The sequence below is a fragment of the Brevibacterium sp. MGP-B1 genome, from assembly GCF_057766545.1.
In genome coordinates, this window is record NZ_CM173407.1 from 1,251,659 (window position 1) to 1,265,513 (window position 13,855).

Sequence of the window (13,855 nt, forward strand, 5' to 3'; positions counted from 1 at the left end):
TCAGCCGAGCCTGCGCAGGGCGGCCGCTACGGCTTCGGTATCGTCGATCTCGGTGATGACATCGGCATGACAGAGCAGGAAGCGACTGAGCCAATCCACCGAATGCACGACCAGGCGGATGCGCACGCTCGTGTCACCACTGTCGAGGTACTCGCGATTCGTCACGTCGAGTTCATCTGCCAGCCATGCTCCCGCGGCCGCGAGTCCGAGGGTAACTTCGTATGAGCTCGTCGTCGCTTCGCTGACCGACATCGGCGGATGCGCCGCCGGTTCCCAGGACCGGATGCGTCCCAGTGCGAAGCGGCGTGCAGCTCCGGCCGAGTAGCACCAGGCATCGACGTACCAGTCAGCACCGGGTACGAGCCGGGTCGGGGCGATGGTCCGGGTCGTGAGTTCGTCGCGGGAACCGACGTAGTAGTCGATGCTCATCGCCGTGCCTTCTTCGACAGCCTGTCGCAGAGCGGTCAGCAGCTCTTCGTCGGCATCGATCGGGCTGACATCGACAGCAGTGCGCAGATTCTCTCCTGCCGCCGCACGCAGCTTGGATGCTGCTGTGGCCACGGCTTCGGAATCGAGCCCGGGCAGGGACGAGAGCATATCGAGCGCGAGCACGAGGACTCCTGCCTCCTCGGCGCTGAGCCGCACTGGCACGGAGACCTCTTCGGCATTGGAGATGAAGATCTGCCCGCCCTCCCAGGACGCGTCGATGAGATCATCGGGCATATGTCCGGGGCGACCTGTGACGAAGAGCAGCTGCAGATCGTCGATGAGGGTGTCGGAGTCGATGCCGAAATAGGCGGCGGTCTCTTCGAGGTCCGCTCCCGGATGCGCATCGAGGTAGGGCACGAGGCTGAGCAGCCGGGTGAGGCGTTCACGCGCTGAGGACACTGGCGCCTCCCAAGCGGTTGAGCGAGTCCCGAATCGTTTCGCGCCGGCGGTCGACGGCACGCACGAGGTCGGGCGGATCGACCACGTCGACGGCGTCTCCGAAGCCGACGATCTCAGCGGCGAGGCCCTCGACGTCGGAATACCCGATGATCACGTCGTCTCCATCGCTGCGGATCTGTCGACGGCGCAGCGGATCGGCCCGATGGGCACGAATGCGCAGCGTCGCCTCGGCGACGACGGCCATCTCGGAACTCGACTGCAGCGCCAGCTGCGGAGAGAAGTCCTCGGGGATCTCATAGTCTCCGGGTTCACGGCCGCTGAGCTTCGCGATCCCGCCCTCGACTCTGGAGAGCCGGAAGGTGCGGCGAGCTTCGCGATCGAGGTCGAAGCCGAAGAGGTAGACGCGGTCACCCCGGCTGAGCAGCGCATAGGGTTCCAGACGCACTTTCCTCACGCTCTGGCCGGGTTTGTGGTAGCGGAAACCGACGGCTTCGCGGGCGTTGATGTGGTGGAGAGCTGTGGCGAAGTTCGCGCTGGCCAGCCGATGCGCGGCGGTGCCCGGGTCGACGGTTCCCGGTCCGGCGGCGGACTGGCCGAGGTCGATGCCGAGAGCACGCAGCTTCGTCAGCGCCTGAGCCGAGGACTCCCCGAGTTCGGTCTCCGACCAGAACGCGGCGGCCACGGTCACGGCAGCCACCTCGGCGGGGGTGAGATCGACGTCGCCCATCGCATAGTCGGCGGTCGAGATCCGATACCCAGTCTCCCCCACATCACCGTAGGCATCGTGTTCGGCCCGGGTGGCGATGGTGATGCCCATGTGCCGCAGCAGCTCTTTGTCGCGAGAGAATTTGCGATCGAAGGCGACCTCGTCGAGTCCGGAATAGCCGTCGATGGCGCTCATCAGCGTTTTGCGCGACACCCAGCCGCGGGAAGCGCGCAGGGCGATCAGCAGATTCATCAGACGTTCGGTCTGCTGTCTCTGTCTGCTGGTGCGGGGTGTATTCACGATTCCACCGTAACCTAAGCCGGGCGATAGTCTTGGGACCATGATTCATTGGCGCAAAGGAATCGTCGCAGCGATTCGCTCCACCCGGCCAGGATACACAGAGGTCGAGGTCGAACTGGACGAGGCCGTGCCCGGCACCGATGTGAGATCCATCCGAGCGGTCGCCTACACCGATGCCGTCGGGCAACCGCAGAGCCAGGACAACGTCATCGTCAATGTCTCGGCGCTTGCGAAGCGCCTGGGCACCGGGGGCTTCGGTCTCATCGTCGCCCTACCCGATGCGCTGCCGGCAGATCCCCCGGACGGCCCCGGACATCTGGTCAAGGACCGCTATTCGCCGTTGCAGACGATGGTCCTCGGCGTCGATGATCAGGAGTCGCAGCACCATTCCACCCTCGCCGAGGCGGACAGCCTCGGTAGCATGCCGGTGGTCGTGGCCGATCTGCATTCGGCTCTGCCCGCGGTGCTCGCCGGCATCCGCGCCGTCGACCCGTCGTTGTCGGTGACCTATGTGCTCAGTGATGGTGCGGCTCTGCCGGCCCCGTTCTCTCAGGCCGTCGCCGGGCTCAAGGACGCCGGCTGGCTTCAGGGCGTGATCAGCACAGGCCAGGCTTGGGGCGGAGATCTCGAAGCGGTGACCATCCACACGGGACTGCTCGCGGCCAAACACGTGATGGGTGCCGATATCACCATCGTCGCTCAGGGGCCAGGGAACCTGGGCACCGGCACGAAGTACGGCTATTCGGGACTGGTCACCGGAGAGCACCTCAATGCCGCCGCTCTGCTCGGCGGGCATCCGATCGGTCTGCTGCGGATGTCGAACGCCGATGCTCGCGGCCGCCATTTCGGTATTTCCCATCATTCGCTGACGCCCTTGAGTGAGATCGCACGACCGGGGATGACCGTACCGGTGCCCGATTTCTCCACCCTCGCCGAGGCGGAACGAGCCGAGATGGATCCGGATCCCGGAGTCGTCGCCGAGACCGTGGCCGAGCAGCTGGCTCGGCTGCAGATGCATGATCTCGTCGATGTCGATCTGACCGGGCTGTGGGATGCGCTGCGCACCTCACCTGTGCGTCTGTCGACCATGGGCAGGAAGCTGTCCGCCGATGCCGCCTCGTTCCTCGCGGCAGCCGCCGCGGGACGCTGCGCCGCCGGGCTCGCCCGCCGCTGACCGCGGCGAACACACAGGCAACCGCCGCTTCCACGCACAATCCCCCTCCGCGCCCGGGAAGACAGATGTGGCCGGGTTCCGAAGAACCCGGCCACAGTCGTCGCAGTCAGAATCAGCGTGTGCTGATGATCCGGCTGATGCTCAGCGCACGTTCTCGAGGTCGCAGACGAAGATCAGCGACTCTCCGGGCTGGATGACTCCGCCCGCGCCCTGATCGCCGTACGCCAGGTGCGGCGGGATCTGCAGGGTACGGCGTCCGCCGACCTTCATGCCCTGGATGCCCTGGTCCCAGCCGGAGATGACCATTCCGGATCCGAGACGGAACTCCAGCGGGGTGCCGCGGTTGTACGAGGCGTCGAATTCCTCGCCCGTGGAATGGGCGACTCCGACGTAGTGCACGCTCACGGTGTCACCGGGTCCCGCCTCGGCGCCGGTGCCGATCACATCATCGGTGATGATGAGCTCGGTCGGGGCGTCTCCGCCGGGGAAATCGACTTCGGGCTTCTGCTTGCTCATGTGTTCCTCCTGGTGTCGGTTCTGTTGGGATATCGGACGGTCTCAGCCCTGGGCCGAGAGGATGTCGACGACGAAGATCAGCGTCGAGTTCCCTGGGATCGAGTCGTTGCCCTGTTCGCCGTAGCCCTTGTCCGGCGGGACGACGAGGACGACCTGGTCGCCGACCTTCTTGCCGACGAGCCCCTCGTTCCAGCCGTCGATGACCTGAGCCTCGCCGACCGGGGCGACGACGAAGGGCTGTCCGCCCTTCTTCCAGTTCGAGTCGAAGGTCTTCGAGGTGTCGTCCCAGAGCCAGCCGGAGTACTTCACGGCGACGCTCTGGCCCTTCTTGACCTCGTCGCCTTTGCCTTCGATCGTCGTGTACGACTCGAGCTCGGTCGGCTTCTTGCCCTTCGGCTTCGAGATCGATGGGGCACCGTCATCGCCCCACTTCACGGTCACGGGGTTGTCCGACTGATCGGCTTTCTTCCCCTCGGCGCGAGTCAGCGGCTTCTTCGTGTCCTCGATGTCGATGACGTAGACGAGCGTCTGTGACGCCTCCCCCTGCTGGGCGCTGCCGTTGAGCGACATCATCACGCGGGAACCGACCTTGGCGTCGATGAGCGCGTTGTAGAGGTCTTCGGAGATCTGGGACTTGTCCATGGGGAATCCGGCAGCGGAGTCCGAATCGTAGCTGGATTCGACGGTCTTGCCGGTCGTCCCGGAGACCAGAGTCATCTGTGCCGTGACCTGCTCGCCGTCGGCGACCTTGGCGCCGGTGCCCTTTTTGAGCACCTTCTTCTCGGTCTTGTCCATGACCAGCGGTGCCTCGAAGCTGACCTTGGGCTTCTTCCCCATCTTGCCGTCGACGGTGATGTCGTCGAGGCTGGTCGACTTCGCGTCCTGAGCGGCCACCGAGGGCGGAGGCGTGGTCGAGTCCTCTGACTCATCACCCTGCCCGCAGGCCGAGAGCAGCAACAGGCCCGCCGCGATGGCGCTGAGCACTTTGGTGCGCACTGGTTTCCTTTCGTCACGCCGAGGCCGCGCCCGGGTAGGGGCTCGACCGAATCACAGGGCGATCTTACAGGCCCGCGATGAGTGTTTCCGCCTGCGGGTGAGTCGTGGCGAACGGGTCCTTGAGTGCGACTGCTCGACCGGATTCGTCGTTGAGGCGCAGGTGCACCCAGTCGACGGTGTAGTCGCGACGGGCCGCATGGGCCGCGCGGACGAATTCGCCGCGGATCGCCGCCCGTGTGCTCGCAGGCGGTATGTCCTTCGCTCGTTCGGCTGCCTCGGCGGGGACGAGACTCTTCGCCATTCCCGCGGCCTCGAGCTTGGGAAACAGCCCCGTCGCGGGCGTGATGTCGTGGAAGGCGATGTCGAGTCGGTGGATGCGCGGATCGGCGATATCCGTGAATCCGCGCTGCAGCGACCGTTCGATGAGGGTGCGTTTCATCACCCAGTCGATCTCCGTGTCCACGGTCGAGAAGTCCTGCGATTCGACGGCGGTGAGCATCCGCGTCCACAGGTCGATGACGTAGTGGGCCAGATCATCATCGCCGAGGCTGTGCTCCCCGGACTCCACGATCCGCTGTGCCCGATCCCGGTAGTCGCCGAGCAGTCCCAGCGGAGTCGTCGTGGTTCCGTCGGTGCGTTCGAGCACGACCCGTCCCGTGAGATCACGGGCGACGAACCTGATATCGCGCACCGGGTGGCGCAGCCCGTTCTCCGGGATCCGTGCGCCCTGTTCGATGAGGTCGAGCATGAGGACTGCGGATCCGATCTTCAGCGCCGAGGTGGCCGTCGACATCGAGGAATCACCGACGATGACGTGCAGCCGCCGGTACTTCTCCGCATCGGCGTGCGGTTCGTCGCGGGCGTTGATGATCGGACGCGACCGTGTCGTCGCCGATGACAGTCCTTCCCACATGACGTCGGACCGCGCGGAGAGGCCGAACATCATCTCCGAGCGGTCGGCTTCCTCATCGGGGGTGAAGGCCGAACGGCGCGGGATCACGGCTCCGGCACCGACGAGCAGCTGACGCGAGACGAGGAAGGGCAGCAGGACCGTGGTCAGCCGGTTGAAGTCGAGGGTACGGCGGATGAGGAAGTTCTCGTGGGACCCGTAGGAGTTGCCTGCCGCGTCCGTATTGTTCTTGACCATGTGCACGCGTCCGCCGATGCCATCGACTTCTAGCGCGGTTTGGGCCTTGTCCAGCAGGTCGATCATCAGACCTTCGCCGGCTCGGTCCTGGGAGAGCAGGTCCCCGAGATCATCGCATTCGGCGGTCGCATACTCCGGATGGGATCCGACGTCGAGGTAGAGGCGCGACCCGTTGGGCAGGAACACGTTCGACGACCGGCCCCATTCGACGACGGGACGGAAGAGATACCGGGCGATCTCCTCGGGGCCGATGCGACGTCCGTCGGGGTCGGCGGTGTGGGCGAGTCCGTATTCGGTTTCGAGCCCGTAGATGCGTGCCATTCAGTCCTCCCGCAGTGCGCTCATCGCCGCGTCGTCGAGGCGGCGGAAGGTCCGCTGCTTCGTCGTCGTGCGGTCGAGGACGGCTGCCTCGAGTGCGTCGGTGGCCAGGATCGCCTGGGTCGCGGCTCCCAGTGCGGTCACACCGTGGTTGAATACTTCGCGCAGAGTCATCTGCGAGCTGCGCACCCCGGCCAGGGATGCCGTGATCGCATCGGCCTGACCGCCGATGGCCACATGTTCGGTCTCGTCGATGACGGATCCGTCGTAGCTGAGCCGGTAGAGCTGGTCGGTCTCCGGTGTGAGTCCGAGTTCGGCGACGACGAGTTCGACCTCGAACGGCTTCGACTCGGTGGTGAAGACGCCGGCCAGCGTCTGCGCGTACGCGTTCGTCAGTCCGCGAGCGGTGACGTCGGTGCGGTCGTAGGAGTATCCGCGCAGGTCGGCGTAGCGGACTCCCGCTTGGCGCAGGGTCTCGAATTCGTTGTACTTGCCGACGGCGGCGAAGCCGATGCGGTCGTAGATCTCAGCGATCTTGTGCAGCGTCGGTGACGGGTTCTCCGCCAGCAGCAGGATGCCTGTGTCGAAGCGCATGACGACGACGGATCGGCCGCGGGCGATGCCCTTGCGGGCGAAGTCGGCCCGGTCCTTCATCAGCTGTTCGGGTGAGACGTAGAACGGTGCCTGACTCATCGACGGTCCTTTCGCGGTAACGGTGCCGCAGTCATCACCGGGCGGTGGCCGTGCGGCGGGCGACGACCTCGGTGGCGGTGTCCAAGACGGTGGCCGAATCGACCTCGGTGACCCCGTTCTCGAGGTCGACGGTGAAGATCGTCGGGGCGATCTGCCGGACGAAATCCGGTCCGCCCGTCGCCGAGTCGTCGTCGGAGGCGTCGAAGAGGGCTTCGACGGCAACCCCAATCGCCTGCTCGTGGTCGAGGTCGGCCCGCCACAGCTTCTTCAGCGCCCCGCGGGCGAAACCGGAACCGGAGCCGATGGAATGGAATCGGTGCTCTTCGTACTTTCCGCCGGTGACGTCGAAGCTGAAGATCTGACCCTGCGGTCTGGATTCGTCGACTCCGGCGAACAGCGGGACGACGGTGAGTCCCTGCATCGCCAGCCCGAGGTTTCCGCGCAGCATCGCAGCCAAGCGGTTGGCTTTGCCGTTGAGCGAGAGACGGGCGCCTTCGATCTTCTCGTAGTGTTCGAGTTCGAGTTGGAAGAGCCGGATGAGGTCGAGTGCGACCCCGGCGGTGCCGATGGCGGAGTAGTCGTCGGCGGCTTTGACCTTCTCCATCGAGTGCGAGGCGATGAGGTTGCCGATCGTCGCTCTCCGGTCACCGGCCATGAGGATGCCCGAGGCGGTGCGGAAGCAGATGATCGTCGTGCCCTCCGGGGACTGTTCGGCCAGATCCCGCACACCGGGGTGCGGCAGCGCTTCGGGCGCCGAGGAGCGGGCGAGTTCGACGAACGAGTTGCTCGTCGAACTCAAAAATGCAGGAGGGAATCCTGCCATCTCATTGGCCGCCCTTCTGCACGAAGTTCTTGACGAATTCCTCCGCGTTCGACTCGAGCACACCGTCGATCTCGTCGAGGATGGAATCGACGTTCTGAGTGTTGATCTGTCCCTGCACGGCCTCCGGCGGATCGACGGGGGCGTCTCCCCCACCGGACGATTTGTCTCTCTGGACCTGTTCCTGCGAGCTCATCTCACACTCCTTCAGTCGTTCTTCGAACTCAGTCTATCCACTCCGAGTGCCTTGAGCAGGCCCTCGGCGGTCTCGATTCCCTCCACCCGATCGGCAAGCAGCTCACGGGTGCCTTTGAGCGGTTCGTGCATGGGCAGACGCACCACACCGAGGGCTCCCGCGTTGACCACGAGCGAGTCCCAGCTGGCGGCGACCAGATCCTCGCCGAGGCGGCTGACCGCCACGGAGCGCAGGAACGCGCGGGTCCCGTCGGGTGCGTTGACCACGGCGGCTTCGACCTCGGCGTCGGTGGTCATCCGACGGATGCGGCCGGCTCGTTCGAGCTTGTGGAACAGCCCCTTCTCCGGGCGCACATCGTGGTACTGGACGTCGATGAGGGCCAGCTTCGGATGGTCCCAGTCGATTCCCTCACGAGAACGGTAGCTCTCGAGCAGCACCAATTTGGCGACCCAGTCGATGGAGTCGGCCAGGGTCGTCGGGTCGGTCGAGAGCCCATCGAGGAATCGGCGCCATTCGGCGAGCACCTCGGCAGTTTCGGCATCCTCGGCATCGGCGTGTTCGAGGCACGCGGAGTAGAAGGCTTCTTGGATCTCCAGTGCCGTTGTCGTCGTACCGTCGCTCAGCGCCAGCGGAGCCCTGAGGGTGAGGTCGTGGCTGACGTCCCACAGTGCCTGCAGGGCATCTGCGAGTTCGATCTGCGGTGCCAGCCCGGCCTCGATGAGTCCGAGGACGAGGGAGGTCGAACCGAAGCGGACGAACGTCGCAGGCTCCGCCAGGGTGGCGTCGCCGATGATCACGTGCAGCCGGCGGTATTTCGCGGGATCGGCATGTGGTTCGTCCCGGGTGTTGACGATGGGACGGCGCAGGGTGGTCTCGAGCCCCACTTCGGCTTCGAAGAAGTCGGCGCGGGACGAGATCTGGAAGCCCTTGCCCTCGCCTTCGCGACCGATGCCGACCCGTCCGGATCCGCACAGGATCTGCCGGGTGACGAAGAACGGGACGAGGCCCGCGACGATGTCGTCGAAGTCCGTGGACCGGTCGACGAGGTAGTTCTCATGGGTGCCGTAGGAGGCTCCCTTGGAGTCCGTGTTGTTCTTGTACAGATTCACCGGTTCCGCGCTCTTCTCGAGGGTCCGCACCGATTCGAGGGCGACGAGGTCGCCGGCCCGGTCGAAGGTGACGATATCGCGTGGAGTGAGGACTTCCGGGGACGAGTACTCGGGATGAGCGTGGTCGACGTAGTAGCGGGCGCCGTTCTCCGTGACGACGTTCGCCAGGTACTGGGCTTCGAGGTCGTCCTGCGGGATATGGGTCAGCTGCGAGGAGTCGGCATCGGCGATGTTCATGAAGAAGCCGCGGGCGTCGGCCAATGGAGACTCCGTGGCGAAGTCCCAGAAGTTCTGGGACGATTTCAGTCCGCGCGGTCCGGCATAGGCGTCGACGACACGCGCCGAGTCCCGCATCGGGTTCGCTCGCGGATTGCCCGGCTGGCTGAGGCCGAACTCCGTCTCGGCTCCCATGACGCGCCTGACTCTGAGCATCTGATTCTCCTCCAAGGTCTAGACTCGGGGACGTGGCAACGAAGAAATCTCATCTCCCCATCGCACTGATCGTCGACCTCATCCTCGTGGTTCTGTTCACGATCGTCGGTCATTACACACATTCTCACAATTTCGATCCGCAGGGGCTGATGACCACAGCGTGGCCGTTCGTCGCAGCCCTCGTCATCGCCTGGCTGCTCACGGCCGTCTGGGATCGGCCGATCGCTCCGCTGGCCACGGGAACCGGGGTCTGGGCGATCACCGTCCTCGTCGGACTCGTCCTGCGCGGGGTCACCGGAGCCGGCGGCGATCCGGGGTCGGTGCCGGTGAGCTTCATGATCGTCGCGACGTCGCTCAACCTCATCACTCTGGTCGGTTGGCGTCTCATCGCCACGGCCGTCTCCGGGGGTTCGGGCCGCCGCAAGCGCAGCCGTTGAGCATCTTCCCCTTCGACCCTGTGCACGGCCGGTAACGAGTCGAGCCCGCCGCTTCCGTCAGCTGACGGAGTCGGCGGGCTCGTCGTTCTTACCGGATCCGGCTCAGACGAGGTCGGAGTTGGGCCGCACCTCGGCGATGTCGGTCTCGTACGGCACGGTCGGGGCTCCCCTGGTCGTGTCGAGGTGCATCATCCGCAGATGAGTGACCCGTTCGCCCTTGCGCCCGGAGATCCGCGCCCATTCGTCGGGGTTCGTCGTGTTCGGCAGGTCTTCGTGTTCGCTGAACTCTTCGGCGATCGCATCCTCGAAGTGGCCGGGGCGCAGGCCGCGTTCGCCGGTGTCGAGCAGCGATTTGATCGCCGCCTTCTTCGCACGGTCGACGATGTTGTGGATCATCGCGCCGGAGGCGAAGGCCGAGAAGTGGAGGATTTCCTTCGACCCGTCGGCGTAGCTGACCTCGACGAATTCGTTCTCCGGAGTCTCTGCGAACATCCGTTCGACACAGCTGTCGATGAGTGCCGAGACCGCCTCGGCGGGGGTGTCGTGGCCGGCGAGCACGCTCGAGTGCAGGGGCAGCTCCGCGGTGAGGTACTTCTCGAAGATGTCACGGGCCGCGTCGGCGTCGGGACGTTCGATGCGGATCTTCACATCGAGTCGGCCAGGGCGCAGGATCGCGGGGTCGATGAGGTCTTCACGGTTCGAGGCGCCGATGACGATGACGTTGTCGAGCTGTTCGACTCCGTCGATCTCGGTGAGCAGCTGCGGCACGATCGTCGTCTCCACGTCCGACGACTTGCCGGTGCCGCGGGTGCGGAACAGTGATTCCATCTCGTCGAAGAACACCACGACGGGGAATCCTGCCGAAGCCTTCTCGCGTGCCCGAGCGAAGATCAGGCGCAGCTGACGTTCGGTCTCGCCGACGTACTTGTCGAGCAGCTCCGGACCTTTGATGTTGAGGAAGTAGGTCTTGCTCGTGCGGACCTTTCCGGTGCGATCGGCCAGGGAGTTCGCCACGGCCTTTGCGATGAGCGTCTTTCCGCAGCCGGGAGGGCCGTAGAGCAGGATGCCCTTGGGCGGTTTGAGTCCGTGCTCGGTGTAGAGCTCGGGATGCTCGAAGGGCAGTTCGACGGCATCCTTGATCTGTTCGATCTGGTCGGCCAGTCCGCCGATGTCCTGGTAGGTGATGTCGGGGACCTCTTCGAGCAGCAGCGAGGAGACCTCGGGCTTCTCGACGACCTGCAGCGCGTAGTGGGTCCGGGTGTCGACGACGACGGCGTCGCCGACGCGCAGTCCTGCGTCGACGAGATCGGCGGCCAGGGTGAAGACCTGCTCGTCATCGCCGGGAGCTCCGACGAGGATGCGCTGGGAGTCGACGAACTCACGGACGTTGACGACTGATCCCACGGGTGGGAACTCGCCGGTGCCGATGATGACGAGGCCTTCGGACAGGAGCACATCGGCTCCGGCTCGCAGGGTCTCGGGTTCGATTTCGGGGGCGACGGCCACGCGCATGCGTCGGCCGCCGACGATGACATCGGCGGTCACTGCGTTCTCGCCGAGCGCGATGAGTGTGCCCCAGTTGTTCGGCGGCTCGGTCAGGCGCCGAGCCTCTTCCTTGATCCGGTTCAGCTCATCACGGGCCGTGCGCAGAGTCTTCGACAGTGCTTCATTGCGTTTGCCCGCTGTGTAGAGCTGCTGGCGCAGGGACGCGGTGTCCTCGCGCAGCTTCTTCACTTCGGTCGTGGTCTCTGTCATCGATCCTCCTTCGGCCCTGTGCTGGTGCTGGTCGGGCTGTCTGTGACATCTGTGGGCTGCGTATTCTCGGAGCCTTCGGCCTCCGTGCGCAGGCGTCTGCCGGCGTCTCGCATCACCCGGCGCAGCTTCTTGCCGTGCGCGGTGCGGGTGCCGATCGCCGCCTCGGTGACTTCGGGCTCCGTCCACGCCGCCACGTCCTCGGCGGCCGCGGTGGCTCCCTGAGGACGCTTCTTCTTCTCCAGCGGGCTCATGCCGTCGGCCATTCGGCGGGCCATGATGAGGAACCCGGTGTGGGCGATCATCCGGTGGTCGGGCCGGACGGCGAGTCCGTCGACGTGCCAGCCGCGGACCATGGCCTCCATGGACTCGGGTTCGGCGAACTTGCCGGAAGCGCGCAGGGCTTCGACGAAGCGTGAGAGCTGCGGAACGGTGGCGACGTACGCGATGACGATTCCCCCGGGTGTCAGCGCTTCGCTGACGGCCTCGAGTGTGTTCCAGGGGGTGAGCATGTCGAGGACGACGCGGTCGACGCTGCCGGGTCCGAAGGTCTGCGGCAGCGTATCGGCGAGATCGCCGACGGTGACGGACCAGTTGTCCGGTTCGCCGTCGAAGAAGTCGGCGATGTTTCCGGCCGCGATCGTGGCGAATTCCTCACGCAGTTCGAACGAATTCACGGATCCGCTCGGCCCCACGGCGCGCAGCAGCGCCATCGACAGGGCTCCGGATCCGACGCCGGCTTCGACGACGGTGGCGCCGGGGAAGATATCGCCGAGGGTGACGATGAGTCCCGAATCCTTCGGGTAGACGACTGCGGCACCGCGGGGCATGGAGAGCACGAAGTCTTCGTAGCGTGGGCGGAAGACCTGGAAGTCGACTCCCCCGGTGTTCGCGACGATGATTCCCTCTGTGCGTCCGATGATGTCATCGTGGCTGATGAGGCCCTTGTTCGTGTGGAAGTGCTCACCCGGGGCGAGCACGAAGGTGTGCATCCGCCCCTTGGGGTCGGTGAGTTGGACCTTCTCTCCGCGGCTCAGAACGCGCGGGGGCCGGGAATGCAGTGGCTGAGTCATGATGAGTCCACTCTACGCTGGTGAGGATTGCCTCACACAACCGGCTCAGGCTGCGAGGAGTTCGTCGAAGAATTCCTGCAGGTCGATGACTCCGACCAGGGTGTTGCCGTCCATGACCAGGCTGAACTGTGCCTTGGGGCGGTGGGTGAGCGATTCGAGGAGGTGCGGGGCCGTGATGTCCTTCGGCACTCCGATCCACCCGGCCAAGGGGCGGGCGACCTCGCCGGCGGGAACCGCCTCGAGGGTTTCAGCGAGGCGACCGGCTGCGGCGTGCCGGTCGACGAGACCGTACGGCAGGCCCTTCTGGTCGAGGACGACGATGAGGGTGCGTTCCTTCGCGTTCCCGAGCGTGTTCGCATAGTCGAGGGTGTCGGCGAGGTCTGCGTCCCAGGTGGCGGCGATCGCGGGCTGGATGACCTGGGAGAGGTCGTAGGTCTCCATCTTCCGGGCCCGCTTGGCGTGGGTGGCGGCATCTCCTGCCGAGAACCACAGCATGATTGCAATGAGCGACATCCAGGCGACCTGCAGCGGGTCGGGTCGTTCACCTGCCAGCAGCGGGGTGACGACCGACCAGCCGATGAAGCCGACGGCGATGATCCTGCCGACCCAGCTGGCGACGATCGTGCCGAGGAACTGCGAACCGGTGATGCGCCACATGATCGCCTGCAGCGCCCAGCCGCCGTCGAGCGGAATGCCCGGCAGCAGGTTGATCGCACCGAGGGCGACGTTGGCGAAGGTGACGGCGATGAGCAGCAGCCACGGCACCGAGGTGGGGCTGGCGGCGCTGAGACACCACCATCCCAGCAGGGCGAGAACGATGTTGACGATGGGGCCGACGATGGAGATGACGAAGCTCGTCATCGCCGCTTTGTCACGCGGGTTGTCCATCTGGGGCTCGAAGCGGGTGAACCCGCCCCAGATGTTCAGCTCGATCGCGGCGACCTTCTGTCCGTAGAACTGGCCGGCGACGCCGTGCGCGAGTTCGTGGAGGAACACGGACGCGAAGAGGAGCACCGCATAGGCGAAGGCGACGAACCAAGCCCCGATGCCGAGATCCGGTCGGACCTGGTTGAGCCACGGGGTGAAGAGGATGGTGATCACGATGGCGGCGAGGAACCACGACCACGCCAGAATCACCGGAGCGCCGAGGACAGTGCCCAAGCGCAGACCCGATGACGCACCGGGGTGGTGGTTTTTCGCGGCCATTGAAGGGGTTCCTCCGGTCGATGTCGTGGTCAGCGGACCACTGAGGGTCGGTTACTCAGCCTAACAGCGACGACGCACTCATCGCTGGTCGC

14 protein-coding genes are annotated in these 13,855 nt (G+C 65.5%); 2 read left to right on the forward strand and 12 right to left on the reverse strand.

Going from position 1 to position 13,855, the window contains the following annotated elements; all coding sequences use genetic code 11:
- A complete protein-coding gene (locus AC3CD9_RS05820) occupies window positions 1-888 on the reverse strand; it encodes a WYL domain-containing transcriptional regulator (RefSeq protein ID WP_488366747.1) in 888 nt (295 codons plus the stop codon).
- Window positions 872-1,894, reverse strand: coding sequence for a helix-turn-helix transcriptional regulator (locus AC3CD9_RS05825; RefSeq protein ID WP_488366748.1), 1,023 nt, complete (start codon window positions 1,892-1,894; stop codon window positions 872-874). The genes AC3CD9_RS05820 and AC3CD9_RS05825 overlap by 17 nt, the downstream gene beginning before the upstream one ends.
- A 40-nt stretch (window positions 1,895-1,934) precedes the next feature.
- Between AC3CD9_RS05825 and AC3CD9_RS05830 the strand changes: the two genes are divergently transcribed.
- On the forward strand, window positions 1,935-3,068 hold the full coding sequence (locus AC3CD9_RS05830; RefSeq protein ID WP_488366750.1) for a DUF3866 family protein: 1,134 nt from the start codon (window positions 1,935-1,937) through the stop codon (window positions 3,066-3,068).
- Between the two features lie 141 nt (window positions 3,069-3,209).
- On the opposite strand, the gene AC3CD9_RS05835 is transcribed toward AC3CD9_RS05830, so the two are convergent.
- The 7 genes from AC3CD9_RS05835 to dop form a co-directional block, all read right to left on the reverse strand.
- Entirely contained in the window at window positions 3,210-3,584 is a 375-nt protein-coding gene (locus tag AC3CD9_RS05835) for an FKBP-type peptidyl-prolyl cis-trans isomerase (protein WP_025778366.1), read from the reverse strand.
- 42 nt (window positions 3,585-3,626) lie between these two features.
- Window positions 3,627-4,580, reverse strand: a complete 954-nt coding sequence (locus AC3CD9_RS05840) for an FKBP-type peptidyl-prolyl cis-trans isomerase (protein WP_258041953.1) — start codon at window positions 4,578-4,580, stop codon at window positions 3,627-3,629.
- Between the two features lie 64 nt (window positions 4,581-4,644).
- A complete protein-coding gene (gene pafA, locus AC3CD9_RS05845; protein ID WP_488366752.1) occupies window positions 4,645-6,048 on the reverse strand; it encodes a Pup--protein ligase in 1,404 nt (467 codons plus the stop codon).
- A complete protein-coding gene (prcA, locus tag AC3CD9_RS05850) occupies window positions 6,049-6,738 on the reverse strand; it encodes a proteasome subunit alpha (protein ID WP_139467230.1) in 690 nt (229 codons plus the stop codon).
- A gap of 34 nt (window positions 6,739-6,772) precedes the next feature.
- On the reverse strand, window positions 6,773-7,561 hold the full coding sequence (gene prcB / locus AC3CD9_RS05855) for a proteasome subunit beta (RefSeq protein WP_488366753.1): 789 nt from the start codon (window positions 7,559-7,561) through the stop codon (window positions 6,773-6,775).
- Between the two features lies 1 nt (window position 7,562).
- On the reverse strand, window positions 7,563-7,754 hold the full coding sequence (locus AC3CD9_RS05860; protein WP_025778371.1) for a ubiquitin-like protein Pup: 192 nt from the start codon (window positions 7,752-7,754) through the stop codon (window positions 7,563-7,565).
- Window positions 7,755-7,765: 11 nt separating this feature from the next.
- Window positions 7,766-9,295: a depupylase/deamidase Dop gene (dop, locus tag AC3CD9_RS05865; RefSeq protein WP_488366754.1), complete on the reverse strand. Its 1,530-nt coding sequence runs from the start codon at window positions 9,293-9,295 to the stop codon at window positions 7,766-7,768.
- A gap of 32 nt (window positions 9,296-9,327) precedes the next feature.
- Between dop and AC3CD9_RS05870 the strand changes: the two genes are divergently transcribed.
- Window positions 9,328-9,732 carry a DUF3054 domain-containing protein gene (locus AC3CD9_RS05870; RefSeq protein WP_139467233.1) on the forward strand — a complete coding sequence of 135 codons (405 nt, stop codon included), beginning with the start codon at window positions 9,328-9,330 and terminating at the stop codon, window positions 9,730-9,732.
- A 102-nt stretch (window positions 9,733-9,834) separates the two neighbouring features.
- Here AC3CD9_RS05870 and arc read toward each other — a convergent pair whose 3' ends face one another.
- Genes arc through AC3CD9_RS05885 form a run of 3 tightly spaced genes read right to left on the reverse strand, consistent with a single transcriptional unit; the run spans window position 9,835 to window position 13,763 of the window.
- A complete protein-coding gene (gene arc / locus AC3CD9_RS05875) occupies window positions 9,835-11,487 on the reverse strand; it encodes a proteasome ATPase (protein WP_488366756.1) in 1,653 nt (550 codons plus the stop codon).
- A complete protein-coding gene (locus AC3CD9_RS05880) occupies window positions 11,484-12,557 on the reverse strand; it encodes a tRNA (adenine-N1)-methyltransferase (RefSeq protein ID WP_488366757.1) in 1,074 nt (357 codons plus the stop codon). Before AC3CD9_RS05880 ends, arc begins: the two co-directional genes overlap by 4 nt.
- A 45-nt stretch (window positions 12,558-12,602) precedes the next feature.
- Entirely contained in the window at window positions 12,603-13,763 is a 1,161-nt protein-coding gene (locus AC3CD9_RS05885) for a site-2 protease family protein (protein WP_488366758.1), read from the reverse strand.
- Window positions 13,764-13,855: the final 92 nt, after the last annotated feature.

Coding starts and splice junctions, on each gene's coding strand:
- AC3CD9_RS05830 (WP_488366750.1), top strand. CDS start 1,935: ATGATTCATTGGCGCAAAGGAATCGTCGCAGCGATTCGCTCCACCCGG.
- AC3CD9_RS05835 (WP_025778366.1), bottom strand. CDS start 3,584: ATGAGCAAGCAGAAGCCCGAAGTCGATTTCCCCGGCGGAGACGCCCCG.
- pafA (WP_488366752.1), bottom strand. CDS start 6,048: ATGGCACGCATCTACGGGCTCGAAACCGAATACGGACTCGCCCACACC.
- prcA (WP_139467230.1), bottom strand. CDS start 6,738: ATGAGTCAGGCACCGTTCTACGTCTCACCCGAACAGCTGATGAAGGAC.
- prcB (WP_488366753.1), bottom strand. CDS start 7,561: ATGGCAGGATTCCCTCCTGCATTTTTGAGTTCGACGAGCAACTCGTTC.
- AC3CD9_RS05860 (WP_025778371.1), bottom strand. CDS start 7,754: ATGAGCTCGCAGGAACAGGTCCAGAGAGACAAATCGTCCGGTGGGGGA.
- dop (WP_488366754.1), bottom strand. CDS start 9,295: ATGCTCAGAGTCAGGCGCGTCATGGGAGCCGAGACGGAGTTCGGCCTC.
- arc (WP_488366756.1), bottom strand. CDS start 11,487: ATGACAGAGACCACGACCGAAGTGAAGAAGCTGCGCGAGGACACCGCG.
- AC3CD9_RS05880 (WP_488366757.1), bottom strand. CDS start 12,557: ATGACTCAGCCACTGCATTCCCGGCCCCCGCGCGTTCTGAGCCGCGGA.
- AC3CD9_RS05885 (WP_488366758.1), bottom strand. CDS start 13,763: ATGGCCGCGAAAAACCACCACCCCGGTGCGTCATCGGGTCTGCGCTTG.